General features: G+C 68.7%; 26 protein-coding genes. 12 read left to right on the plus strand and 14 right to left on the minus strand.

All coding sequences use genetic code 11. The features are described 5' to 3' along the window. The first annotated feature begins 12 nt into the window (after nucleotides 1–12). Entirely contained in the window at nucleotides 13–1,311 is a 1,299-nt protein-coding gene (locus tag ACJH7A_RS13295) for a chloride channel protein (protein ID WP_406802114.1), read from the plus strand. Here ACJH7A_RS13295 and ACJH7A_RS13300 read toward each other — a convergent pair. Then, the gene (locus ACJH7A_RS13300) at nucleotides 1,298–3,142 is read right to left on the minus strand and encodes an ABC transporter family substrate-binding protein (RefSeq protein WP_406802137.1); all 1,845 of its coding nucleotides are present in this window, start codon (nucleotides 3,140–3,142) and stop codon (nucleotides 1,298–1,300) included. The genes ACJH7A_RS13295 and ACJH7A_RS13300 overlap by 14 nt on opposite strands. 97 nt (nucleotides 3,143–3,239) lie before the next feature. On the opposite strand from ACJH7A_RS13300, the gene ACJH7A_RS13305 reads away from it, so the two are divergent. Beyond that, nucleotides 3,240–4,100 carry a hypothetical protein gene (locus ACJH7A_RS13305; protein ID WP_318986229.1) on the plus strand — a complete coding sequence of 287 codons (861 nt, stop codon included), beginning with the start codon at nucleotides 3,240–3,242 and terminating at the stop codon, nucleotides 4,098–4,100. A 48-nt stretch (nucleotides 4,101–4,148) separates the two neighbouring features. Here ACJH7A_RS13305 and typA read toward each other — a convergent pair whose 3' ends face one another. Further along, nucleotides 4,149–6,053 (minus strand): translational GTPase TypA, encoded by a 1,905-nt coding sequence (gene typA / locus ACJH7A_RS13310; RefSeq protein WP_318986230.1) that lies wholly within the window; start codon nucleotides 6,051–6,053, stop codon nucleotides 4,149–4,151. Between the two features lie 68 nt (nucleotides 6,054–6,121). Between typA and ACJH7A_RS13315 the strand changes: the two genes are divergently transcribed. Together ACJH7A_RS13315 and ACJH7A_RS13320 are read left to right on the plus strand one after the other, a co-directional pair. Further along, nucleotides 6,122–6,289 carry a hypothetical protein gene (locus tag ACJH7A_RS13315; protein WP_406802115.1) on the plus strand — a complete coding sequence of 56 codons (168 nt, stop codon included), beginning with the start codon at nucleotides 6,122–6,124 and terminating at the stop codon, nucleotides 6,287–6,289. 93 nt (nucleotides 6,290–6,382) lie between these two features. Next, nucleotides 6,383–6,655: a hypothetical protein gene (locus ACJH7A_RS13320; protein WP_073698499.1), complete on the plus strand. Its 273-nt coding sequence runs from the start codon at nucleotides 6,383–6,385 to the stop codon at nucleotides 6,653–6,655. Here the strand turns inward: ACJH7A_RS13320 and ACJH7A_RS13325 are convergent. Beyond that, a complete protein-coding gene (locus tag ACJH7A_RS13325) occupies nucleotides 6,649–7,035 on the minus strand; it encodes a (deoxy)nucleoside triphosphate pyrophosphohydrolase (RefSeq protein ID WP_406802138.1) in 387 nt (128 codons plus the stop codon). The genes ACJH7A_RS13320 and ACJH7A_RS13325 overlap by 7 nt on opposite strands. A gap of 74 nt (nucleotides 7,036–7,109) precedes the next feature. Then, nucleotides 7,110–7,964: a DUF559 domain-containing protein gene (locus tag ACJH7A_RS13330; RefSeq protein WP_406802116.1), complete on the minus strand. Its 855-nt coding sequence runs from the start codon at nucleotides 7,962–7,964 to the stop codon at nucleotides 7,110–7,112. Between the two features lie 144 nt (nucleotides 7,965–8,108). Between ACJH7A_RS13330 and ACJH7A_RS13335 the strand changes: the two genes are divergently transcribed. Next, a complete protein-coding gene (locus ACJH7A_RS13335) occupies nucleotides 8,109–8,384 on the plus strand; it encodes a 4a-hydroxytetrahydrobiopterin dehydratase (protein WP_064979105.1) in 276 nt (91 codons plus the stop codon). Here ACJH7A_RS13335 and ACJH7A_RS13340 read toward each other — a convergent pair. Beyond that, a complete protein-coding gene (locus tag ACJH7A_RS13340; protein ID WP_318986232.1) occupies nucleotides 8,365–9,543 on the minus strand; it encodes a mannosyltransferase in 1,179 nt (392 codons plus the stop codon). The two genes, ACJH7A_RS13335 and ACJH7A_RS13340, sit on opposite strands and share 20 nt — an antisense overlap. 183 nt (nucleotides 9,544–9,726) lie before the next feature. Between ACJH7A_RS13340 and ACJH7A_RS13345 the strand changes: the two genes are divergently transcribed. Both ACJH7A_RS13345 and ACJH7A_RS13350 read left to right on the plus strand, forming a co-directional pair. Then, a complete protein-coding gene (locus tag ACJH7A_RS13345; RefSeq protein ID WP_318986233.1) occupies nucleotides 9,727–10,512 on the plus strand; it encodes a hypothetical protein in 786 nt (261 codons plus the stop codon). 45 nt (nucleotides 10,513–10,557) lie between these two features. After that, nucleotides 10,558–11,568, plus strand: a complete 1,011-nt coding sequence (locus ACJH7A_RS13350; protein WP_406802117.1) for a hypothetical protein — start codon at nucleotides 10,558–10,560, stop codon at nucleotides 11,566–11,568. On the opposite strand, the gene ACJH7A_RS13355 is transcribed toward ACJH7A_RS13350, so the two are convergent. The 5 genes from ACJH7A_RS13355 to ACJH7A_RS13375 form a co-directional block, all read right to left on the minus strand. Beyond that, nucleotides 11,569–12,984: a CHAD domain-containing protein gene (locus tag ACJH7A_RS13355; RefSeq protein ID WP_406802118.1), complete on the minus strand. Its 1,416-nt coding sequence runs from the start codon at nucleotides 12,982–12,984 to the stop codon at nucleotides 11,569–11,571. A 98-nt stretch (nucleotides 12,985–13,082) separates the two neighbouring features. Beyond that, nucleotides 13,083–13,823, minus strand: a complete 741-nt coding sequence (locus tag ACJH7A_RS13360; protein ID WP_318986236.1) for an SDR family oxidoreductase — start codon at nucleotides 13,821–13,823, stop codon at nucleotides 13,083–13,085. Nucleotides 13,824–13,881: 58 nt separating this feature from the next. Then, nucleotides 13,882–14,244: a nuclear transport factor 2 family protein gene (locus ACJH7A_RS13365; RefSeq protein WP_318986237.1), complete on the minus strand. Its 363-nt coding sequence runs from the start codon at nucleotides 14,242–14,244 to the stop codon at nucleotides 13,882–13,884. A gap of 32 nt (nucleotides 14,245–14,276) precedes the next feature. Continuing rightward, on the minus strand, nucleotides 14,277–14,705 hold the full coding sequence (locus ACJH7A_RS13370) for a MarR family winged helix-turn-helix transcriptional regulator (RefSeq protein ID WP_406784236.1): 429 nt from the start codon (nucleotides 14,703–14,705) through the stop codon (nucleotides 14,277–14,279). 172 nt (nucleotides 14,706–14,877) lie between these two features. Beyond that, nucleotides 14,878–15,027 carry a DUF1059 domain-containing protein gene (locus tag ACJH7A_RS13375; RefSeq protein ID WP_064859942.1) on the minus strand — a complete coding sequence of 50 codons (150 nt, stop codon included), beginning with the start codon at nucleotides 15,025–15,027 and terminating at the stop codon, nucleotides 14,878–14,880. A gap of 33 nt (nucleotides 15,028–15,060) precedes the next feature. Here ACJH7A_RS13375 and ACJH7A_RS13380 point away from each other — a divergent pair, with 33 nt between their 5' ends. Then, the gene (locus ACJH7A_RS13380) at nucleotides 15,061–15,723 is read left to right on the plus strand and encodes a nitroreductase family protein (protein WP_318986238.1); all 663 of its coding nucleotides are present in this window, start codon (nucleotides 15,061–15,063) and stop codon (nucleotides 15,721–15,723) included. Between the two features lie 73 nt (nucleotides 15,724–15,796). Here ACJH7A_RS13380 and ACJH7A_RS13385 read toward each other — a convergent pair whose 3' ends face one another. Then, a complete protein-coding gene (locus tag ACJH7A_RS13385) occupies nucleotides 15,797–16,375 on the minus strand; it encodes an HhH-GPD-type base excision DNA repair protein (protein WP_318986239.1) in 579 nt (192 codons plus the stop codon). Between the two features lie 119 nt (nucleotides 16,376–16,494). Here ACJH7A_RS13385 and ACJH7A_RS13390 point away from each other — a divergent pair, with 119 nt between their 5' ends. Next, nucleotides 16,495–16,791 (plus strand): DUF732 domain-containing protein, encoded by a 297-nt coding sequence (locus tag ACJH7A_RS13390; RefSeq protein WP_318986240.1) that lies wholly within the window; start codon nucleotides 16,495–16,497, stop codon nucleotides 16,789–16,791. A 6-nt stretch (nucleotides 16,792–16,797) separates the two neighbouring features. Here ACJH7A_RS13390 and ACJH7A_RS13395 read toward each other — a convergent pair whose 3' ends face one another. Both ACJH7A_RS13395 and ACJH7A_RS13400 read right to left on the minus strand, forming a co-directional pair. Then, entirely contained in the window at nucleotides 16,798–17,685 is an 888-nt protein-coding gene (locus tag ACJH7A_RS13395; RefSeq protein ID WP_406802119.1) for a dihydrodipicolinate synthase family protein, read from the minus strand. Nucleotides 17,686–17,708: 23 nt separating this feature from the next. Beyond that, entirely contained in the window at nucleotides 17,709–18,494 is a 786-nt protein-coding gene (locus tag ACJH7A_RS13400) for an aldolase (protein WP_064859945.1), read from the minus strand. A gap of 99 nt (nucleotides 18,495–18,593) precedes the next feature. On the opposite strand from ACJH7A_RS13400, the gene ACJH7A_RS13405 reads away from it, so the two are divergent. Genes ACJH7A_RS13405 through ACJH7A_RS13415 form a run of 3 tightly spaced genes read left to right on the plus strand, consistent with a single transcriptional unit; the run spans nucleotide 18,594 to nucleotide 21,669 of the window. Beyond that, complete coding sequence (locus tag ACJH7A_RS13405; RefSeq protein WP_064859946.1) at nucleotides 18,594–19,115, plus strand: helix-turn-helix domain-containing protein; 522 nt, start codon at nucleotides 18,594–18,596, stop codon at nucleotides 19,113–19,115. Between the two features lie 5 nt (nucleotides 19,116–19,120). Then, nucleotides 19,121–20,341 carry an MFS transporter gene (locus tag ACJH7A_RS13410; protein ID WP_406802120.1) on the plus strand — a complete coding sequence of 407 codons (1,221 nt, stop codon included), beginning with the start codon at nucleotides 19,121–19,123 and terminating at the stop codon, nucleotides 20,339–20,341. A 44-nt stretch (nucleotides 20,342–20,385) separates the two neighbouring features. Next, on the plus strand, nucleotides 20,386–21,669 hold the full coding sequence (locus ACJH7A_RS13415) for an acyltransferase (protein WP_406802121.1): 1,284 nt from the start codon (nucleotides 20,386–20,388) through the stop codon (nucleotides 21,667–21,669). Here ACJH7A_RS13415 and ACJH7A_RS13420 read toward each other — a convergent pair. Next, nucleotides 21,666–21,854 carry a DUF5302 domain-containing protein gene (locus ACJH7A_RS13420; protein ID WP_226520921.1) on the minus strand — a complete coding sequence of 63 codons (189 nt, stop codon included), beginning with the start codon at nucleotides 21,852–21,854 and terminating at the stop codon, nucleotides 21,666–21,668. The two genes, ACJH7A_RS13415 and ACJH7A_RS13420, sit on opposite strands and share 4 nt — an antisense overlap. Between the last annotated feature and the right edge of the window lie 3 nt (nucleotides 21,855–21,857).

The raw sequence follows: 21,857 nt of genomic DNA on the forward strand, positions 1-21,857 counted from the left end.
TACATTCACCGGGTGACGCGACGTGCGCTGGAGTTCGGCAGTGCGGTGCTGCTCACCGGCCTGCTCGCCGGTGTCGCGGGGGCACTGACGGTCTCGCTGCTGCACGCCGTCGAACATCTCGCCTACCACTATTCGTACGGGCTGCTGCTCGACGGCATCGGCGCCAGTTCACCGGTTCGGCGCGCGCTGGCACCGGCGATCGGCGGGGCGCTGGCAGGGCTCGGCTGGTGGATTCTGCGCCGCCGCAGTGGGACTCCGTCACTGTCGGCGACCATCGCCGGGAAGAAGCCGATGCAGCACCTGCCGATGGCGGCCGACGCGGCGCTGCAGGCGCTGGCCGTCGGCAGCGGTGCGTCGCTCGGCCGCGAGACGGCGCCGCGACAATTGGCCGCGGTACTCAGCAGTTACGGGACGACGTGGCTCGGGCGGCTCACGTCATCGACGCTCGGGACGCTGACGGCCCGCGACCGCGAGATTCTGCTGTCCTGCGCCGCGGGCGCCGGCCTGGGCGCGGTGTACAGCGTGCCGCTGGGTGGGGCGTTCTTCGCCGCCCGCGTCATGATGGGCACCTGGCATCCCAAGGTCGTCGGCACGGCGCTCATCACGTCGAGCCTGGCGGTCGCGGTGTCGCATCCGGTCACGCATTTCGAGCGCGATCTGATCTGGCCGGATCCGGCACTGTCGTACCAGTTCACGATGCTGGCGTTGGCCATCGCACCCCTCGCGGTGGTGATCGGCCTCGTCTTCAACAAGCTGATGGCGGTCGCGGGACCCAAGCCGCAGCTGACGTCCTGGGTGCTCATCCCGGGTGTCGCGCTGGCCGGGCTGGTGACCGGCATCTGCTCGATCTACCGGCCCGAGCTGCCCGGCAACGGCCGCAGCGTGCTGATCGTCAGCGTCGACGCGCAACTGAGTCTCGCCGCCGCGGCGGTTCTCCTGATACTCAAGCCATTGCTCACCGCGCTGTATCTGCGGGTCGGCGCGGTCGGCGGCCTCATCACGCCGGCGCTCGCCACCGGCGCGGCCGCGGGCACCGTCGCGACGTTCGCCCTCAACGGTCTGGCCGGTACGCACCTGCACGTACCCGCGGTGGCATTGACATGTGCGGCCGGCGTCCTCGCCATCACGCAGCGGGCGCCGGCGTTCGCGGCGTTGTTCGTCTGGGAGCTGGCGCATCCGCCGATCTGGCTGCTGCTGGTTTTCGCGGTGGCCGCGTACTCGTCGCACGGGATCCGGCTGCTGCGGGAGCAGTCGGCGGCCCGGGCGGCCGCCGTCGCGTCGCCGGTTCACGAAAAGCTCAGGGAACCTTGACCCACTTGCCGGCGTCGCCGACGATCCCGACCGGGACGGCGCCGGTGAGGCTGACGTTCTGCACCGTCGGCCCCGCGGCGACGATCGTGGTGTCCTGCAGGATCGGCAGCACCGTCTCCATCGCCCAGAGCTTGGGCTCCAGCTCGTTCAGCACGTCGGCGATCTTCTCGGTGCCGGCCAGCGCCGCGTCGATCTTCGGCTGGATCGCGTGGTCGCAGATGCCGGTCAAGTTACTGGGCGCCTGCACGAGCTGATCGCCGCCGAGCGGCTTGGGCAGCGGAATGGTCGGCGCCGTCGACGTCACCGTCGGCGTCGAGGGCTGCGGCACAGCGGTTTTCGAGGTTGACGCCGTCGGCTGCCCCGTGGGCGCCGGCGGCGTGGCGGTGGAGACCGCCGTCGCGTCCAATCCCGGGCAGCCGTAGCGCGATGCCAGCACCGTCGCCAGGTCGCCCCCGGCATGACGCCAACCGACGATCGCGTCTACCCGCTCCAGTCCCTCGGCGTACAGGGCCACCGGATCCATGGCCAGCACGGTGGCCTCGATCCCGACGCTGCGCAGTTGGTCGGCTGCCGTGTTCGCCACCGCGACCGACGTCGGGTCGTTGGCGGCGACGCCGATGGCCAGCCCCAGCGGCTTGCCGTCTTTGACCAGCCGATCGTGGCCGGGCGGCGGTGGCATGCCGGGAGGCGACGGCGGCGCGACGTCGGGCTCGATGTTGTACCCGGCACGCACCAACAGGTCCATCGCGGCGTTGCGGTCGAGGGCCGGCGGCGCCGTCGGCACGTAGCCCGGGTCCGACGGGGTCCGGATCTGCGCCTGGGCCAGCGTCACGGTGTTGTCGCTGCCCGCGCCGACAGCGGCCAGCAGGCCGACGTCGAGCAGGCCCAGCAGTGCCTTACGCACCTGGACGTCGGTCAGTGCGGGCCGCTGCGCGCGCAGCGTCAACTGCATGACCCGCGGGGTGACGATCCGCGCGGTCCGCACGCCCGGGATGGCCGCGAGTTGCGCGAACGTCGCCTGCCCGCCGTGCACCTGGGCCACCTGGGTATCCCGGTTGCGGATCGAATCAGCAAGGGCCGCAGGCGATCCCCCGCGCCGGAACAGCACCTGGTCGGGCACCGACGGCACACTCCAGTAGCGGTCGTTGCGCGCCAGCAGGATTTCGTCGCGCTGCGGGTCGATGCTCTCGACGCGGAACTGGCCGCCCGTCACCGGCATGGCCCGCGCCAGCCCGGCACCGAAACCGCCCGGCACGTCCTTGACGATGTGCGCCGGCAGGATGTTGTTGAACAGTTCGCGCCAGGCCGGGTACGGCCGGGCGAAGGTGACGACGGCCGTCTTGCCGCCGTCGACCGACTGGACACCGGTCACCAGGTCGTAGCCGGCCGGGTCGACGACGCCGGGCTGGCTGACCATCTGGCGCCACTGGTACCAGTAGTCGTCGGCGGCGATCGGCGCGTTGTCGGTCCACTGCGCCTCGGGACGAATCTTGTACGTGACGGTGAACGGGTTCTGATTGGTCACGTCGGCCGACAGCAGCAGCGACGGATCCAGTTCCCAGCGCGAACCCGACGGTGCGGCCGGGTCGGCGATGGGCCGGAACGAGCTCGGCAGGACGAGCGCCGAGATGGCCGCGTTGACCGGCGACTGGTCGGACTGCAGATGCGGATTGAAGCCGGGGCCGATCCAGTCGATGGCCATGATGATCTGGCTCATCTTCGGTGGCGGTGGGACGACGGTCTTGGTCGTCTCGGTGCTGCGCGGCGCCGGCGGCGGGCTCACGGTGCAGCCCGCAAGCGCCAGAACCGACACCAGTGCCCCGGTCGTCATCAATCGGCGGCGGGCGGTCGGCACGAGGTTCAGGGTATCGGCAGGGTGAGGCCGAACCACCAGGCGGCCACGATCACCGTGGTCCACAATCTCCGGTATGGGACTACTGCCGAAGCCGTACACCCCACTGTCCGATGCCGACGTCGCCGACGCGCTGAGCCGCGCCGTCGCCGTCATCAACCCATTGCTCAACGTGCTGTCGCAAGCCGATCCGATCGGGTTGCGCAAGCGCTCCCATCGTCTGCTGAGTCCGCCCCGCGGGCTGACCGACCGGGTCCGGCGGCTGCGACTGCGGCTCCGGCGCGTTCAGGCCGGCCGTAGCCCCAACGCCGCGGACCTGGCCATGAACGCCGGCGCGCAGCTGATGAACGCCGCCGACCTGCCCGGCACCGCCGCCTGGGAGCGGATGAGCCGAGACGAGCGCATCCACTGGTGGGTGCACCGCGTCGGCGCGTTGAACACCGTGCTGGTGGCCACGCCGGGCGCATTCGGTGTGCTGGCCCGGGTGCTGCCGGTGAGTGAGCTGGCCGGGTTCGTCAACCACGCCATCGTGTTGTGCGCGGTGGCCCGCGAATACGGCGTCACCGATCGGCGCGAGCAGGTGCGACTGCTGGCCGCGGTGTTGTGCGGACGGCAGCTGCCCGCGGACTTCGATGTGCCGCAGCCCCCGGAGCCGGAGCCGCTTCCCGACACCCCGCCGGACGGCTGGAAGCCCCTGGAGGCCATCACGTCGTCGCTGCCGGTCGTCGTCGTCAAGAGCATCTGGCAGCTGGCCGGCATCTTGCGCGCGACGTTCGACGAGATCGCCAAGCGGCCGCAGCCGAACAAGTGGTGGCAGCGTTTGAGCGCGCTGCCGTGGGTCGGCGCGGTGTCGACGTACTTCGGTGAGCGCGGGGCGCTGATCAAGGCGGCCGACGAGGGTGTCGCCTGGCTGGACCAGAACCAGAAGGCCGGTTAGCACTCCGCGAAAACGCTTGTGCCGACCGGCCTTTCGGTTCGGTGAGAGTTAGTTGCGGGCCTTCTCGCGGGCCTTGGCGCGAGCGCGCAGGCTCGCGGTCAGCTCGACCTTGCGCACGCGCACGACCTCGGGCGTGACCTCGACGCACTCGTCCTCGGCGCAGAACTCCATGGCCTGCTCCAGACCGAGCTCCAGCGGCCGCGCCAGCGTCTCCATGACGTCGGCGGTGGAGCTGCGCATGTTCGTCAGCTTCTTCTCGCGGGTGACGTTGATGTCGAGGTCCTCGGCGCGCGGGTTGATGCCCACGACCTGGCCCTCGTAGGTGTCCTGGCCCGGCTCGACGAAGAACTGACCGCGGTCGGCCAGCTGGATCATGGCGAACGGCGTCACGGTGCCGCTGCGGTCCGAGACCAGCGAACCGGTGTGCCGGGCGCGGATCTCGCCGGCCCACGGGCGGTAACCGTCGAACACGGCGTTGGCGATGCCGGTGCCGCGCGTCAGGGTCAGGAAGTCGGTGCGGAAGCCGATCAGGCCACGCGACGGCACGATGAAGTCCATGCGGACCCAGCCGGCGGCGTGGTTCGTCATCTCTTCCATGCGGCCCTTGCGGGCGGCCATCAGCTGGGTGATGGCGCCGACGAACTCGTCGGGACAGTCGATGGTCATGGCCTCGAACGGCTCGTGCAGCTTGCCGTCGATCTGCCGGGTGACCACCTGCGGCTTGCCGACGGTCATCTCGAAGCCTTCGCGGCGCATCTGCTCGACGAGCACGGCCAGCGCCAGCTCACCACGGCCCTGGACCTCCCAGGCGTCCGGGCGGCCGATGTCGACGACGCGGATCGAGACGTTACCGATGAGCTCGGAATCCAAGCGGGACTTGACCATTCGTGCCGTCAGCTTGTGGCCGGAGACCTTGCCGGCCAGCGGCGAGCTGTTGGTGCCGATGGTCACCGAGATGGCGGGCTCGTCGACGGTGATGCGCGGCAGGGCGTGCGCGTGATCGGGGTCGGCGAGGGTGTCGCCGATCATGATCTCCGGCATACCGGCGACGGCCACGATGTCACCGGCGACGGCCTCGGTGGTCGGGGTGCGCTCGACGCCGACCGTGACGAGCAGCTCGGTGATCTTGCCGGTGGTGATGACGGGCGCGCCGTCGACCTCACGCATCCAGGCCACCTGCTGGCCCTTCTTGAGCTTGCCGTTGTAGATCCGGACGAGCGCCAGACGGCCGAGGAAGGCCGACGCGTCGAGGTTGGTGACCAGGGCCTGCAGCGGGGCGTCGGGGTTGCCCTTGGGCGCCGGGATGTGCTCGAGCAGCACGTCGAACAGCGGGTCGAGGTTCTCGCTGTCGGGCACCTCGCCGTTGGCGGGCTGAACGGTCGAGGCGACGCCGGCACGGCCCGAGGCGTACAGGGTCGGGAGGTCCAGGGCCTTCTCGGCGGCGGCCTGGGCTTCTTCGTCGAGGTCGGACGCGACATCGAGCAGCAGGTCGTGGCTCTCCTCGACGACCTCGGCGATACGGGCGTCGGGGCGGTCGGTCTTGTTCACCACGAGGATGACGGGCAGGTGCGCGGCCAGGGCCTTGCGCAGCACGAAGCGGGTCTGCGGCAGCGGGCCCTCGGAGGCGTCGACCAGCAGCACGACGCCGTCGACCATCGACAGGCCGCGCTCGACCTCGCCACCGAAGTCGGCGTGGCCGGGGGTGTCGATCACGTTGATGACCGTCACGGTGCCGTCGGCGTTGTGCCGGTGCACCGCGGTGTTCTTGGCCAGGATCGTGATGCCCTTTTCCTTCTCCAGGTCACCCGAGTCCATGATGCGTTCGGTGGAGTCGTCACCCCGGTCCAGGGCTCCGGACTGCCGCAGCATGGCATCGACGAGGGTCGTCTTGCCGTGGTCGACGTGTGCGACGATGGCGACATTTCTGAATCCGGCACTGGCCTGCTCACTCACGCCCAAGATTGTCGCAGCGAGGGGGTCGGTTTGCGAAACCGCGAACGGCCTGGCAAAACTGCTAATCGATGAAGGCCAGCAAGCTCGCCGCGGCGAAACCGAAGAAGAAGTGCTGCCGCAGCAAGCCCCGGTGCAAGCGGTGTCCGCTGGTGCTGCACAAGGTCCAGAAGGCGGCGCACCACGGGGTCCACGGCAAGGACCTCGAGAAGGTTTTCAAGCGCGCCCGCAAGGCCTGATATATACGCATTGACCTGCCTCTATGCCTGTTTCGCGAGTACCGTGGAAACGTCTCGTCAGTTCGGGGAAACCAGCGCGAGGAGGTCGCCATCATGACCATCTACGAAGTGTTGACCGGAGTCATCGGGTTCGTGCTGGCGCTCGGCGCAACGGCCGCGATATTCGCCGGATTGGCCAATTGGGCCGGCGGATTCTTCGTGGTGAGGTGTGCTGCGTGTCACCATTTGGCGTTCTCCACGGTGAACAAGCCGAAGACCGACTGCCCGCATTGCAAGTACCCCGCGCTGCTGCACCCGCTGTACACCGCGCAGCACGGCACGGCGATGGCGTCGGCGCGCGTCGTCGGCGACAAGCTGCACTACTGAGTCAGCGCGTCCTTCAGCTCCGCGAGCCAGGCGCGGTCCGCCGGCACCCAGGGCAGGTCGTCGAGTTCGGCCGCATCCACCCAGCGCACGGCATGGTGATCGTGGGCGTGGGGCGCGTCGTCGGTCGACACCCGGTACGCCCGCAACGTGACGGTGTCGGACAACGGCACGTCCTCGCCCACCTTTTCCCCGACGGTCACGATGACGCCCAGTTCCTCGTGGAGTTCCCGGGCCAGCGCCTGCGCGTCGGTCTCCCCCGGCGCGACCTTTCCACCCGGCAGCTCCCAGAGGCCGGCGAGTTCCGGCGGCCGATTGCGCTGAGCGACCAGCAGTCTGGCGTCGGCGATGAGCGCTCCGGCGACGACGATCACGTCGGCCAGGCTACTGGCTCGTCGAACGTGGGGGTTTACGCGAATAATCGGCCGAAGTACCTCGTAAACCCCCACGCTCGGCGTCAGACCGGGCATCCGGCGGCTCGCAGCTTCGCGCGCACCCGCGCGACCAGCTTTTCGGGTTCGCGCAACATCGCCGCACTGACCCGGATGACCACCCACCCCATGGCTTCCAGGATCGCGAGACGTTCGATATCCCAGGCCCGCTGCCGACTGTCGTTCCAGTGCTGGACACCGTCGTACTCGACTGCCACCTTCCACTGACGCCACCCCATGTCGACGCGGATGAACGCCTCGCCGTAATCGTCGAAGAAGCGGATCTGCGTCTCGGGAAACGGAAGGCCGCCGGCGACCAGCCCCAGCCGCAGCCGCGATTCCTGCGGCGATTCCGCACCACCGTCGACCAATGTCAGAGCAGACTGCGCCCGATGCACACCGCGGGCACCTGGATTCGCCGCGATCAACGGTTCGATGTCGACGAGTTTCAGATCGGTTGCGTTCATCAGCGCATCCACTATCGGCACGGCCCGGTGCTGCGGCAGCAGTCGCGCGAGGTCGAAGGCCGTGCGGGCGGCAGTCGTGACACGCATGCCGCGCCGCACACAAATGTCTTGCGGAGCAAGGGCATACGAATGAGTCGTCAGCCCTCGTGGGCTATGGCGATCTGGCCGGACCACCACCGCGGGCGCATCGGGGTCGAGCCACTTCGTACCGTGCACCGCAGCCGCAGACACCCCGGCAATCACCGCATCCGGCCCTGCGAACAGCCAACCGGCGCGCGCCTTCAACTCGGCCGTCATCTCGACGCCCTTGGCCAGGTACACGTTGCGATAAACCATGCGATACCGGGTACGCAACTGATGCTCCGTCAGGCGTCCTGTCCGCAGCGCCTGCGACCCGAGGATGAGTTGGTCCATGACGTCACCCTCGACGGGACGGGCGACAAATCTGACGCCCAGCGACCCGGTTATCCACAGGTCAGGCCGTCGAGCGTGGGGGTTTACGCGGAAAATCGCAAACGATTCCTCGTAATCCCCCACTCTCGCCGCAACAATGGGGTCATGGCCGTCCTCACCGATGAACAAGTAGACGCCGCACTGCCCGAAGGCTGGGAACGCGCCGACGGCGCGCTACGCAGGTCCGTGAAGTTCCCGGCGTTCCTCGACGGTATCGATGCCGTCCGCCGAGTGGCGATCCACGCGGAAGCCAAGGATCATCATCCGGACATCGACATCCGTTGGCGGACAGTTACTTTCACCCTGGTCACACATTCCGAGGGTGGTATCACCGACAAGGACGTGGAGATGGCCACGGACATCAACGGACTGGTCGTCTAGTCCTGGTTCGCAGGGCCATCCACGCCAGCGTCACCACCGTCATCACCGGGTAGATCAACCCCGCCCAGGACAGGTACCACGGACGGCTGATCACCCAGATCGTCGGCTGCGCGAAACTCAGCAGCCACGGCACGCCGACCAGCAGCAGCACCAGCCAGATCCAACGCAAGACGCGCGCGGAAGCGAGCTCCGCGAACGGCCCGTGCCACAACCACATCATCAGCGGGATCAGCCACACCCAGTGGTGGGTCCACGAGATCGGCGAGAACAGCAGGCCGAACAACTGCACGACGAGCAGCGCGCCCAGTCGATCCGGCCGGCCGGGACCGTAGACGGCGCGCCAGGCGAACACCGCCAGCACGGCCGTCAGCACCACCGCGATCAGCACCGCGGGCTCGAAACCGGCGTCGTGGCCGACGATCCGCGAGATCGCGCCGCGCCAGGACTGGTTGAACGACGTCGCGACGGGACCGATCCGGTGGGCGTCGCCGAGCAGGTCCGTGAAGTAGTAGAGCGCCTGGTCGCGCAGCACCAGCCACGACACCAGCACGGTGCCGGCGAAGGTGACGGCCGCGAACACCGCAGCGCCCCACCGGCGGACGCCGAGGAAGTACAGCCCCGTGACCGCGGGCGTCAGCTTCACCCCGGCGGCCAGACCCACCAGCAGACCGGACCACCACCAGCGGGTGCTGTAGACGGCGTAGAGAACGGCCAGTACGAGGACGACGTTGATCTGCCCGTAGTCGAACGTGCTGCGCAGCGGCTCGGTCCAGATGCCGACGGCCGTCCAGGCCATGGCCAGCCGGTGCGAGGGATCGACTGGACATTTCCCGTCGCTTCGCTCGCCCCGAAACCCGATGAGCCGCAAGCTGATCCACACCACGCCGTAGAGCGCACCGATGATCCCGACCTGCCAGCAGAACGCCAGCAAACCGAACGGCACGAAGTGCAGCGGATAGAACAGCACTGCCGCGAACGGCGGATAGGTGAACGGCAGCGGGAAGTCCGGGGTCTGGTCGGCGTAGACGTAGTCGTACAGCGGGCGACCACTGCCGAGGGTCGCCGCGCCGCCGAAGTAGACGTGGAGGTCGACGAAGTTGGCCCCGTTGGGGACCAGGTAGGTCCACGCGAAGCGCGCGGCGACGCTGAGCGCCAGCATCAGCGGCGCCCATCGGAGAACTGATCGCGTGGCGGTGTTTATCGCATGACTGTAACGGTCGGTCACCCTTCGCCTTCCGATCAGTAACGGATCCATAAATGCCACACGTGTCACTTGAGTAACACCAGTAACTGAATAGCTTCGGTGATGACGCGCCACGACTGGACCGGGAGGACCCCCAAAATGCGCACACGCACCACTGGAAAATTGTTGGCCACCAGCATGATTGCCGCCGCCGGCGCAGTCCCGGTGGCGATCGCCCTGAGCGCGGTCGCCGCCGCCGACCCGGCCCCCGCGGCCCCGGCCCCCGTCGTGCCCGGCACGCCGCTGGTCAACGAACTCGCCCAGGCTCCGGTCCAGGCGCTGTCGGGTGTCACCCAGGCCCTGACCTCGGGCGCGCCGGCCGCCGCTCCGGCCGCTCCGGCCGCCACTGCATCGGTGACCCTGCCGCAGAACCTGGTCCCCGGCGCCACCGCTCCGGCGGCCGCTGCCCCGGCCGCCGCTGCTGCGCCGGCCCCGGCCCAGGGCCTGATCCCGTCGGCCAACATCAACCTGCCGCAGATTCCGGGCTCGCCCGTCCCGCTGCCGAAGCAGGTCGCCTTCCCCGGTGACCTGACCTCGCTGCTGCCGGCCGGCACCCCGCTGGCGAACCTGCTGCCGCAGCCCGCTGCTGCTGCCGCGCCCGCTGCGACCGCCGCAACCGCTGCGACCTCGCCGCTGACTGCCCCGCTCGCCGCCGCGACCGCACCACTGGCCGCACCGCTGGCTGCCGCTGCTCCGGCCGCTGCCGCCCCGCTGGCCGCCGCCACGGCACCGCTCGCCGCTCCGGCTGCGGCGGCGTCGCCGCTGGCCACCGCACCCGCCGCCGTGGCGGCTGCCGCGCCGGCTGCACAGGCCATCCCGGGCGTCGTCCCGGGGATCATGAGCCTGACCAGCCTTGCGCCGGTCATCACCTCCGGCTTGCCGTGATCCGCGCCGTAACCAGATAACCGATACGAAACCGGGGAGAGAGTCATGCAATCGAGGAAGCTGTTCGTCGCACTCGGCGCATCCGTCGCACTCACGATCGGCGCGGCCACCGTCGCCCACGCTGATCCGGCGTCGCCACTGCCGTTGCCGCTGCCCATCGATGGCCTGCAGGCTCCTGGTCTGCCGGCCATGCAGACTCTCGCCCCGGTGATCCAGCAGGCCGCCGCTGACCCGGCGGGCGCCGCGGAGCTGCTCATGGCAGCAGCCCGGGCGTTCGCCGGGAACAAGGCGGCACCGTCGGATTCGAAGAATCTGGCCAACGCCGTGAACCAGTTCGCCGCCGACCCGGCCGCGAACCACGTGCCCGCCCCGGGCGCCGTTCCTGGTGCCGAGGCCCACCTGCCGGCCGGCGTCGACCCGGTGCACGCCGTCGGCCCGGTGGCCGAGGCCGCTCCGGCACCGGCCCCTGAGGCTGCCCCGGCTCCGGCTCCGGCAGCCGCCCCTGCCCCGGCACCTGCGCCGGCGCCGGCTCCTGAGGCCGCCCCGGCCGCTGCCCCGGTCGCCCAGGCCGCGGCGACGGTCCCGGCTCCCGATGCCGCCCCGGCCGCTGCGCCGGCCCCCGCGCCGGCCGGCGCGTTCGGCCCGGGCACGCCGATCACGCAGGACTTCATGTACCCGTCGATCAGCAACGGCTGCGGTGCCGACGGCGGCAACGTGCTGGCGACGGCCATCAGCGTGGCGGGCCCCGCGAAGATTCCGACCCCAGGTCCCGGCCCCGGCCAGACCGCCTACGTGTTCACCGCGGTCGGCACGCCCGGCCCGGCCGCCGAGCAGAAGCTGCCGCTGAACGTCACCTGGGTCAACCTGACGACCGGCAAGTCGGGCAGCGCGACCCTCAAGCCGCAGGCCGACATCAACCCGCAGGGCCCGACGACGCTGACCGCCATCGTCGACACCGGCTCGGGCAGCATCATGTCGACCATCTTCGGTCAGGTGACCACGACCGAGAAGCAGTGCCAGTTCATGCCCACCATCGGTTCGTCGGTGGTGCCGTAATCACAACATCTCTCGGGCCTGCTGTCGGCACGCGTCGGCTATCCGCTGTTCGCGGCCGTACAGCAGGCCGAAGGTGAAGCCGTTCTCGCCGGCCGTCGTGCCACTCGCCAGCGCCAGGCGGCGCAAGATGTCAGATGCGACCACGGTGTCCTGGTGATCGCCCAGGATCGACTGAAATCGCTTGTAATGCTTGACCGTTCGTTTCGAGCCCTCGACATCGCGGCATAGCTCCGCCGCGTACCGGGCGCGCTTGGCGGCCTTGCGGGCGCGGTGCAACAGCGCGGCGTCGACGTCATCGCCACCGAGCGCTGCGACGAGCCGTCGGTCAGCTTTCCGTTGGGCCTTACGTGCCCGCTTGATCAGTGCGGCGGTGCTCGTCTCGAGATCGACCGGTGGCGCCGTGCGCCATGACCGCAGCACCGTCATCATCGCCCGGTAACGCGGCGAGTCCATGGCCTCGGTGATGCGCGCCCGCGCGGGCAGCTCGACGGCCTGCAGGTCATTGCGGATGCGGGCCCGGACCGGACCCAGGATCAATTCTTCCGGCAACTCTTCGAGCGCTTCGGTGAATCTGAACTGCTGCACCTGACAATCACGAACCTCGCCGAGCAGCCCCGCGAACCATCGCAGGTCCTCATCGAGCTCTTCGACAGCGGCCTGATCCAGCAGCTTGCCGAACACCCGCAGCGTGCTCCGCAGCCGCCGGATCGCCACCCGCGTGTCGTGGATGGGGTCCTGTCCCCGCCGTAATTCGATGTCGCCCAACACGATCTGGTCGATCTGGGCGTTGAGGTACCCGAGCAACGCACGCGCCGCGGGCGACACGCGCTCGACGGACCGAATCTGCGGCAGGACGTGGGCGAGCTTCGACGGAAAGCGCGACGGCCGGGCGCCCGCGGCTTTCAGACGGCGGACGAGGCGCTTCGGCATCGACGGGGTGTGCGGCCCCAGTTCGACTTCGACCTCACGCCAGGCGAGTAGCCGCTCGTTCGCCGACGCCCGCACCGAATCGTCGGCAATCTCGGCATAGAGTTCGCCGGACCCGGGCTCGGCGAGCCGGTACCGATCCCGGACGGTGTGGATCGTGGCGACGCTCGCCAGTTGCTTGCCGAGGCTGATGCCGCCGAGGAGCTCAGCGGCCACATCGGGCAACTTCTCCGTCAACGCCCAGTGCAGTTCGACGCGCCCATCGGCGGCCGGCACCTTCAGCTGCCACCCCGTGTCACCGTCGCCGGAGCGACGGCGCAGCTGGACGCGGTGCGCCAGCAGGTCGCGGTCGCTGGTGTCGTAGTAGTCGCTGGTGAGGTCGACGGTGTCGTGCTCGATGTCGGCGTCCGGGACGATGCCGCGTAGGTCGGGCAACCCAAACCGGTCATCGACGTCCCACTTGCCTTCGCGTTCCAGAACCTCGTGCATACCCAGGGGCATAGCCGCGTGCTCCGGCGATCAAACCAGCCGTGGTGTCGAGACGATGCCGAGGTCAACCAGCCGACGGCATCGTCTCGACGTGGCGGTCAGAGCTGGATCTGGCCGCCGTCGACGGCCAATTCGGCACCGGTCATGAAGCTGCTCTGGTCCGAGGCCAGGAACAGCACCGCGGCCGCGATCTCCTCGGGGCGTCCCAACCGCTTCAGCGGCACCTGCGCCGCCATGCCGTCGAGGAGATCCTGCTTCTGCTCGGCCGGTGCCAAGCCGGTCAGTCCAGGGGTTTCGATCGGTCCCGGGACGACGGTGTTGACCCGGATCTTGCGGTCGGCGAGCTCCGCTGCCCACGTGCGACCGAGCGACCGGATGGCAGCTTTGGACGCGGCGTAGAGCCCGAACGCCGGAACGCCTTCGGACGCGGCGGTGGAGCCGGCGAGGATGATCGACGCGCCGTCGTTCAGCAGCGGCAGCGTCTTCTGCACGGTGAACACCGTGCCGGCCACATTGCGGTCGAAGTTGTCGCGGTAGTGCTGGGGTGTCACATCGGCGAGGGTGGCGAAGTCGCCGCCGCCGGCATTTGCGAAGACGACGTCGAGGCCTGCGCCGTGCTCGGCGATCGCGGCGGCGAGGACGTCGAGCTCCTCGGGCTTGCTGATGTCGCTCTGGACACCGTGCGCGCCGATGGCTGCGGCCGCCTCATCGAGCCGCGTGCGATCACGTCCGGTGATGAACACGTACGCGCCCTCGTCCGCGAGGCGCTTCGCGGTCGCCAGGCCGATGCCCGACGTTCCCCCGGTGACCAGTGCTGTCTTGCCGTCGAGCTGTCCCATGATCGTTGTCCTCACTGTTGTGTGCCGTTCGGCAGTCACAACATAGGTGATGTATCACCTATTCCGCGGCATTCAGCACAGTCCACAGCCGAACGATGCGCTCGTCGACGATCTCCGCGACGTCGAAACCCGACGCCACCGTGGCGTCGTCCGGAGTACGCACCTCCCACGCCAGGAAGCCCAGGCCACGGGTCTGGCGCACCGGGCCGACCTTCACGAAATGCAAGCCTGCCAGCTTTTCCTGCAGCTCAGCCGCCTTGGCATTCAACTGGTCGCGGCCGACGGTCACGCCGTCATCATCGACCCACGTGACATCGTCCGAGTAGGTCTCCGCGATCGCGGCGACACGGAGCCGTGGATCGCGTTCATCGAACACGGCGAGCAGATTGGCTTCCATCAAGCGGGTGATGACTTCACTCATGACGCTCCATATAGGTGATTTATCACCTAATTCTAGCCCGGCGCGGGCGGGAGCGAGCTGTGGTGATCGAGGTTGACGTGAATGTGCTCCAGTGCCGCGGTGAACGGTCCGAGCAGGTTCTCCGGCAGCGGGTCGAAGAACAGACTGCGCACGAGGTCGACGTGCCCGGGTGCGGCCTCGGCGATCGTCCGCCGGCCGTCGGCGGTCAGCACGACATTGGTGGTGCGGCCGTCCGCGGTGCTCGGTCGGCGCTCGGTCAAGCCGCGTTCTTCCATGCGACGCAATTGGTGCGAGAGCCGGCTGCGTTCCCAGCCGATCTGCGCGGCCAGGTCACTGACACGCAGGCCGCCGCCGTTGTCGCCGCTGAGCGCGACCAGCACGTCGTAGTCAGCGAGCGAGAGCCCCGAGTCGGCTTGCAGCTGCCGGTTCATCTCGTAGTTCATCCGAAGCTGTACCCGCATGTAGGCCACCCAGGCTCGCTGCTGCTTCGGCGTCAGCCAGCCCCGCTCGGGAGTCGGCTCCCCTGCCTTTCTCGGCGTCACGGTCGCCAGTATGACGGCCGGACACGACCCGACTACGCAACAGCGAGCGTGGCCCCCCCCCAACGGCAGCCACGCCCGCCTTGTTGATGGCTCAGTAGGCCATGAAGAGAATCATCTCGCGGTCGTACTCCCGACCGGGGTGTTGCTCGGCGAGGTGGGCCTGGGCCTTCTCGACCAGATCGTCCTCGTCACTGCCGGAAATCGCCTCGCCGCAGGGGCAATTCAAGTGTGTCTTAGCCATACACATCACCTTCCCATACGCATGATGGTCGGTATGGAGATTTACGACGTCATGCGCACGACCGGCGCTGTCCGCAAGTTCAGCGGCGAGCCCCTGCCCGACGATGTGCTCGAACGCATCCTCGACAACGCGCGCTTCGCCCCGAGTGGCGGCAACCGGCAGGGCGCGCGGGTGATCGCGGTCCGTGACGTCGAAACCCGCAAGAAGCTGGGCGAGCTGTCCAAGCCCGGCGCCCGGCAGTACATCGCGCAGATCGCCGCCGGCGAAGGACCGTGGAACCCGTTGCAGCCCTGCGGGGTTGATCCCGCGGTCGTGGAGGCGACCCCGGTACCCGATGGCATGGTCACCGGGACGCTGCTGGGCGCCGAAGTCGTGCTCGTGGTGTGCCTGGACCTCGGCGTGGCAGCGGCGTTCGATCAGCACCTGGATCGCATCGGTGTGATCAGCGGCGCGTCGATCTACCCGTTCGTCTGGAACATCCTGCTGGCCGCCCGCAACGAAGGCTACGGCGGCGTGCTGACGACCATGGTGGTCGCGCAGGAGCCCAAGGTGCGCGAGCTGCTCGGCATCCCGGACAACTACGCCGTCGCGTGCATGCTGCCCCTGGGCAAGCCCGTCAAGCAGGTGACGAAGCTGACCCGGCGTCCGGTTTCGGAGTTCACCACCCGCGAGCGGTTCGACGGTCCGCCGCTCTGACCGCGTCGAGCGTGGGGCTTGACGAGGGGAATCGCGACAATCTCCTCGTCATCCCCCACGCTTGAATCAACACTCAGGCCTTGGCGGCCTTCGCCGCTGCTTTCATCTGCTTCTTGTAGGCGCGAACCTGATCCAGTGAGCCCTTGTCGACGACGTCGGCGACGGACATGTGCGTGCCCTGCTTGCCGTAGTCGCCCGCCGCGGCGCGCCAGCCCTCGGGTGTGACGCCGTACTGCTTGCCGAGCAGCGCCAGGAAGATCTTGGCCTTCTGCTCGCCGAAGCCGGGCAGTGCCTTGAGCCGGCGCAGCACCTCTTTACCGTCGGGGTTGCCGGTGGTCCACAGGGCCGCGGCGTTGCCGTCGTACTCGTCGACGATCACCTGCGACAGCGCCTGCACGCGCTTGGCCATGGAACCCGGAAACCGGTGTACCGCAGGGGTTTGCGCGAACAGCTCGGCGAACTTGTCGGGGTTGTACTCGGCGATCTCGCGCGCGTCGAGCGAGCCCATCCGGTCCTCGAGCTTCTTCGGTCCGGCGAACGCCACTTCCATCGGAATCTGCTGATCCAGGAGCATCCCGACCAGCAGTGCGAACGGGTTGGACTCGAGCAGTGCGTCGGCGGACGGCTCCTGAACCAGCTGCAGCTTCGACATCACGTCAGTTTAGGACGCCCCCGCGCGGACTTCGATTACGACGGTTCTAGTTTCTGCCTGCGCGCAATATGCGAACGTGTAAGCCGATATCCGGTGGACATGCCTGTAGGGGGACGGACATGAGACGTACAGTCGCGGCACTTTTCGCGGCCATCGCGGCCGCGGTGGCGCTGGCCGGCGCGGCCAGCGCCATACCGGACCAGGGCACGCCGGAATTCGACCAATACCTGCAGGGCCTGGAGCGCAACGGCTACAACCTGAACCCCGATACCGCCTGGCGCGTGGCGCACCAGGCGTGCATCGGCGGCATCCCCGGTTACATCAATCTGGAACTGGCCGCACAGGGCGTCATCGGGCCCGGTGCGCAGCAGCGCGTGATGGACGTGGCCCGCAAGTACGCCTGCCCGGTTCAGTAGGCGTACTCAGACGTTGGCCAGCAGGCCTTTGAGTTCGGCGCGGCCGTCCTCGTCGAGAGGCAACAGCGGCGGGCGCGGGTCACCGGCATTGCGCCCCAGCAGATCCAGCCCGGCTTTGACGGTCGTCGGCAGACCACCGGCGACGATGAAGCGCAGCAGCGGCGCGAGATCGTCGTAGATTTCCTGCGCCCGGTCCCGGTCGCCACGTCGCACCGCGTCATACAGCTCGACGCAAGGCTGCGGGCGCAGATTCGGTGCGGCCGTGCACCATCCGGACGCGCCGGCGAGCAGCGCGTCGAGCACCAGTGGGTTGCTTCCGTTGTAGAACGGCAGCGCTCCTTCGGAGAGCTCCTTGATGCGCAGCATCCGGGTGAGGTCACCGGTGGATTCCTTGACCATGCGCACGTTCTCGATGTCGTTGAACATCCGCACCAGCAGTTCCGGAGCCATGTCGATGCCACTGGTGGCGGGGTTGTTGTAGACCATGATCGGCAGGTCGACGGCGGCCGAAATATTGGCGTAGTGCTGGAAAATCTCGCGCTCGTTCAACTTCCAGTACGAGATCGGCAGCACCATGACGGCATCGGCGCCGGCCTGCTGCGCGTACCGCGCGCGGCGAATGGTGTTGGCAGTGGTCAGATCTGAGGCGCCGACGATGACGGGGACGCGGCCGGCGACCGCGGCGACCGTGGTGTCGACGACGGCGTCGAACTCGTCCTCGGTGAGGTACGCCGATTCGCCGGTGCTGCCCAGCGGCGCGATCGCGTGGGCGCCGGTGCTGACCAGTTGCTCGACGACGGCGGCCAGCGTCTCGGTGTCGACGTTGTCGCCGTCAGCGGTGAACGGGGTGATCGGGTAGGCGATGATGCCGTGGATCCTGGGTGACTCAGTCATGGGTGTCTGCTTTCTACTGTCGGTCAGTGGTCGAGGGCGTCGGGGTGGCGCACCAGGGCACGGCGCGCGTAGTAGGCGAAGTTGGCGACGCTGCGTTTGGGCGTCAGCGTCCAGTCGTGGGCCTCGCGGGCCAGCCGGTCGGGCAGCGGCGCGATGGTGCCGGCAGCCATGGCGGCCAGCTGGAGCTTCGCCCCGCGTTCGATGAGCATGGCCAGCGAGCAGGCTTCCTCGACGCTGGCGCCGGCCACCACCTGACCGTGGTGCGCCAGCAGGATCGCCTTCTTGTCCCCCAGCGCGCCGGAGATGATCTCGCCTTCTTCGTTGCCCACCGGCACGCCCGGCCAGTCCTTCAGGAAAGCGCAGTCGTCGTACAGCGGTGCGATGTCCATCTGTGACACCGTCAGGGGCACTTCGAGCATCGACAGCGCCGCGACGTGGAAGGGGTGCGTGTGCACGATGCAGTTCACGTCCGGCCGGGCGCGGTAGATCCACGAGTGAAAACGGTTGGCGGGGTTGGCCATTCCGCCACCGTCGAGGACGTTGAGGTCCTCGTCGACGAGCAGCAGGTTGCCCGCGGTGATCTCGTCGAAGCCCAGGCCGAGCCGCTGCGTGTAGTAGGTGCCCGGCTCCTCGGCGCGGGCGGTGATCTGCCCGGCCAGGCCCGAATCATGTCCGGCGTCGAACAGCGCCCGGCAGGTCAGCGCCAGCTTCTCGCGGACCGTCAGGGCGGATTCGGCGATATGGCGGTTCAAGCCCTCCTCGGCGCGCTGCATCAGTTCGCTCTTGGAGTCATGCATGGTGTCGGTCATTCGGAACTCCTCTCGTCCTCGTGCGTAATCGCATTCGATGACACATTGCAGACTGTAGGACACAAGGTGTCATGCAGTCAATGAGGTATCCTGAGCGGCGTGAGTGGCTTGTTGCGTGCGGTGCGCCAGCAACGCGGAATGACGCTGGAAGAGCTGGCAGCCGGCACCGGGTTGACCAAGAGCTACCTGTCCAAGGTCGAGCGCGGCCAGAGCGTGCCGTCGATCGCCGCCGCACTGAAGATCTCACGAACCCTCGATGTCGATGTGGCGCAACTCTTTTCCGATGACCCGGAAGTCAGCACGTTCGCCGTCGAGCGCGCCGCCGACCGCGGCGCCGCCCGCAATCACGCGATCGCGGCGGGCATGCTCGGCAAGGCCATGTCGCCGTTCGTCGTCCGCCCGGGCCGTCAGTTCGCCGCCCATGCGCACCCGACGCATCCCGGTCAGGAGTTCGTGTTCGTCCACGCCGGGACCGTCGAACTCAACTACGACGGCCGCCTCGTCGAACTGTCCGCGGGCGACTGCGCCTATTTCGACGCCGCCACGCAGCACAAGCTCCGCCAGGTCGGCGACGAGACCGCCGAAGTGATCGTCGTGACGTGTCCCGCACCGCGCCGCTGAGAGGAATGCCAGCGGGTCCCGCGCGTGTTGCCCTACCCGTGCTCCAGACTCGAACCGTGACCTCGCGCCTCGGCTTCCCGCTGCTCGCCTACGCCTTCGCCGCCATCATGCTGGGCACCACGCTGCCGACGCCGATCTACGCGCTGTACGGCCACAACCTGCACTTCGCGGTCCTGACGACGACGGTCATCTTCTCGGCCTACGCCATCGGCGTGCTGGCCGCGCTGCTGCTGTTCGGCCGCTGGTCCGACGCGGTCGGCCGACGGCCGGTGCTGATCGCGGGCGCGGTCGCCGCCATCGCGAGCGCCGTCGTCTTCCTCTACGCCGACAGCGTGCCGTTGCTGCTGGTGGGCCGGCTGCTGTCCGGGTTGTCTGCGGGCATCTTCACCGGCACCGCGACGGCCGCTGTCGTCGAATCCGTGCCGGAGGACCGGCGCGAGCAGGCCGCCGCAGGCGCCACCATCGCCAACATCGGCGGGCTGGGCGCCGGGCCCGTCCTCGCCGGTCTGCTGGTGCAGTACGCGCCGCACCCGTTGCAGCTGCCGTTCCTCGTGCACATCGTGCTGGCGGTGCTGGCGATCGTCGCGGTGTGGCTCGTCCCCGAGACGTCGAGCCGCAGCGGCCGGATCGGCTTCCAGCGGCTGTCGGTGCCCGCCGAGGTCCGGGCGACTTTCGTCCTCGCGGCCACCGCCGCCTTCGCCGGGTTCGCGGTGATGGGCCTGTTCACGGCGGTGGCGCCGTCGTTCGTCAGCAGCGTCATCGGCATCGACAACCACGCCGTCGGTGGCGCCGTTGCGGCCTCGATCTTCGTCGCCTCGGCCGCGGCGCAACTGGCCGGACGCCGCCTGCATCCTCCGAAGGCCGTCGCGCTGGGCTGCGCGATCCTCGTCGCGGGTATGGCGATTCTGGCTGTGGCACTGCAGTTGTCATCGCTGCCGGGCCTGCTGGTGGCCGCGGTCGTGGCCGGCGTCGGGCAGGGCATCAGCTTCAGCCGGGGCCTGGCGGCCGTCGTGGAGGGCACCGCGACCGAGCGTCGGGCCGAAGTCAGTTCGACGTACTTCGTGGTGGCCTACGTGGCCATCTCGCTGCCGGTCGTCAGCCTGGGCTTCGCCGCCCAGCGCTGGGGCCTGCAGGAGGCCGGGGTCAGCTTCGCCGTCATCATCGCGGTCCTGGCGGCCGTCTGCCTGGCCGCCGTCTTGTGGCAGGAACGCCGCAGGTCAGCCTGATTTGAGTAGCAATACCTAGGGGTCGGCCCCTTACGTTCAAAGGCATGACCACCCGCGTCTTTCCTTCGGCTGCCGAGATCGCGCAGCGCACGCCGGCCGACCGTGACCGCGCCATCGACGTCATCCGCATCGTCTCGCTGGTCGGCGTCGTCGCCGGGCACACCATCATGGCGACCAGCATCATCGACCACGAGGTGTTCCGCTGGGGCAACCTCCTGACCACGTCCGTGGTGTTCCAGGCCCTGACCTGGGTATTTCAGATCATGCCGCTGTTCTTCTTCGCCGGTGTCGCGGCGTCGGTCGGCTCGTATGACGCCGGGACCAGCTGGGGCGGATGGCTGCTCAAGCGCTGCACCCGGCTGTACCGGCCGGTGTTCTACTACCTGGCCTTCTGGGCCGCGGCGTTGCTGATCCTCAAGCCGCTGCTGCCGATCCATGTCTATGAGCCCGTCGCCGGCATCAGCACGCAGCTGTTGTGGTTCCTGGGCGCCTATGTGCTGGTGCTGGCCGCGGTGCCGCTGCTGGCGCGCATCACGACGTCCGGCGGGCTCATCGCTTCCGTGGCGGGCACCTACGCCCTCGTCGCGCTCGTCGACACCATCCGCATCAACGACCACTCCTGGGCTGCGTTGGGCTATCTGAACTTCGTGGTGTGGCTCATCCCCGGCATGCTCGGGGTGGCGTATCGCCGCGGGCTGCTGACCACCACGGCCGCCCTGCGCGTCGGCATCGGGATGCTCGCGGTCAACGTGGCGCTGGTCTGGATCGGCCCGTATGAGCTGAGCCTCGTCGGCATCGAGACGCAGCACATCAAGAACATGACGCCGCCGTCGCTACTGCTCGCCGGTCACGCAATCATGATGTGTGCGTTCGCGATTGCGGCCGCCCCCGCCATCAGCCGCTGGGCTGCCCGGCCGCAGGTGTGGCGGCTCGCGGTGATCGGCAACACCGGCGCCATGACGCTGTACCTGTGGCACATGCCCGCCCTGCTCGGCATGCACCTGGCCTTCGACTTCGCGGGCCTGCCCCGCTACCCCGGCCAGCCGCATTTCCTGGTCCTGAGCGTCTACCAGATGACGATCATGACGGCGCTGGTCGCCGGGCTGTTCCTGCTCCTGCGCCCGCTGGAGAACAACCCGTTGCCGCTGTGGGACGGCGGCCGGGTCGCGGCACCGGGTTGGCGCAGCGCGATCGTCGGCACCCTGTTGGTCGTCGCCGGCGCCGCCACCCTGGCGTCAGTCGGCTGGGGCCTGAAAGACACCGGCCTGCAGTGTGTTTCGGTGATGCTCGTGACCCTCATCGGGGCCCGCGCGTTGGCGCGGGATTAACCGCTCTTGCGGCGGAATTCGCGGCGGCCACCGCCGACCGCGCCGTGCGACTTGGATTGCTTGGCCCCGCCGTCCTGGTGGGCAGTGCCGCCGGCAGAGCCGGCCTTCTTACGCTCGAGCGCCTCGCGGAACTTGCGCTTGGTCTCGTCGGACGATGCTGAACCTTCGGCGGAGTTCTCGGCCATGCA

Source organism: Mycobacterium sp. SMC-17, assembly GCF_045310915.1.
In the GTDB taxonomy this organism is placed as follows: domain Bacteria; phylum Actinomycetota; class Actinomycetes; order Mycobacteriales; family Mycobacteriaceae; genus Mycobacterium.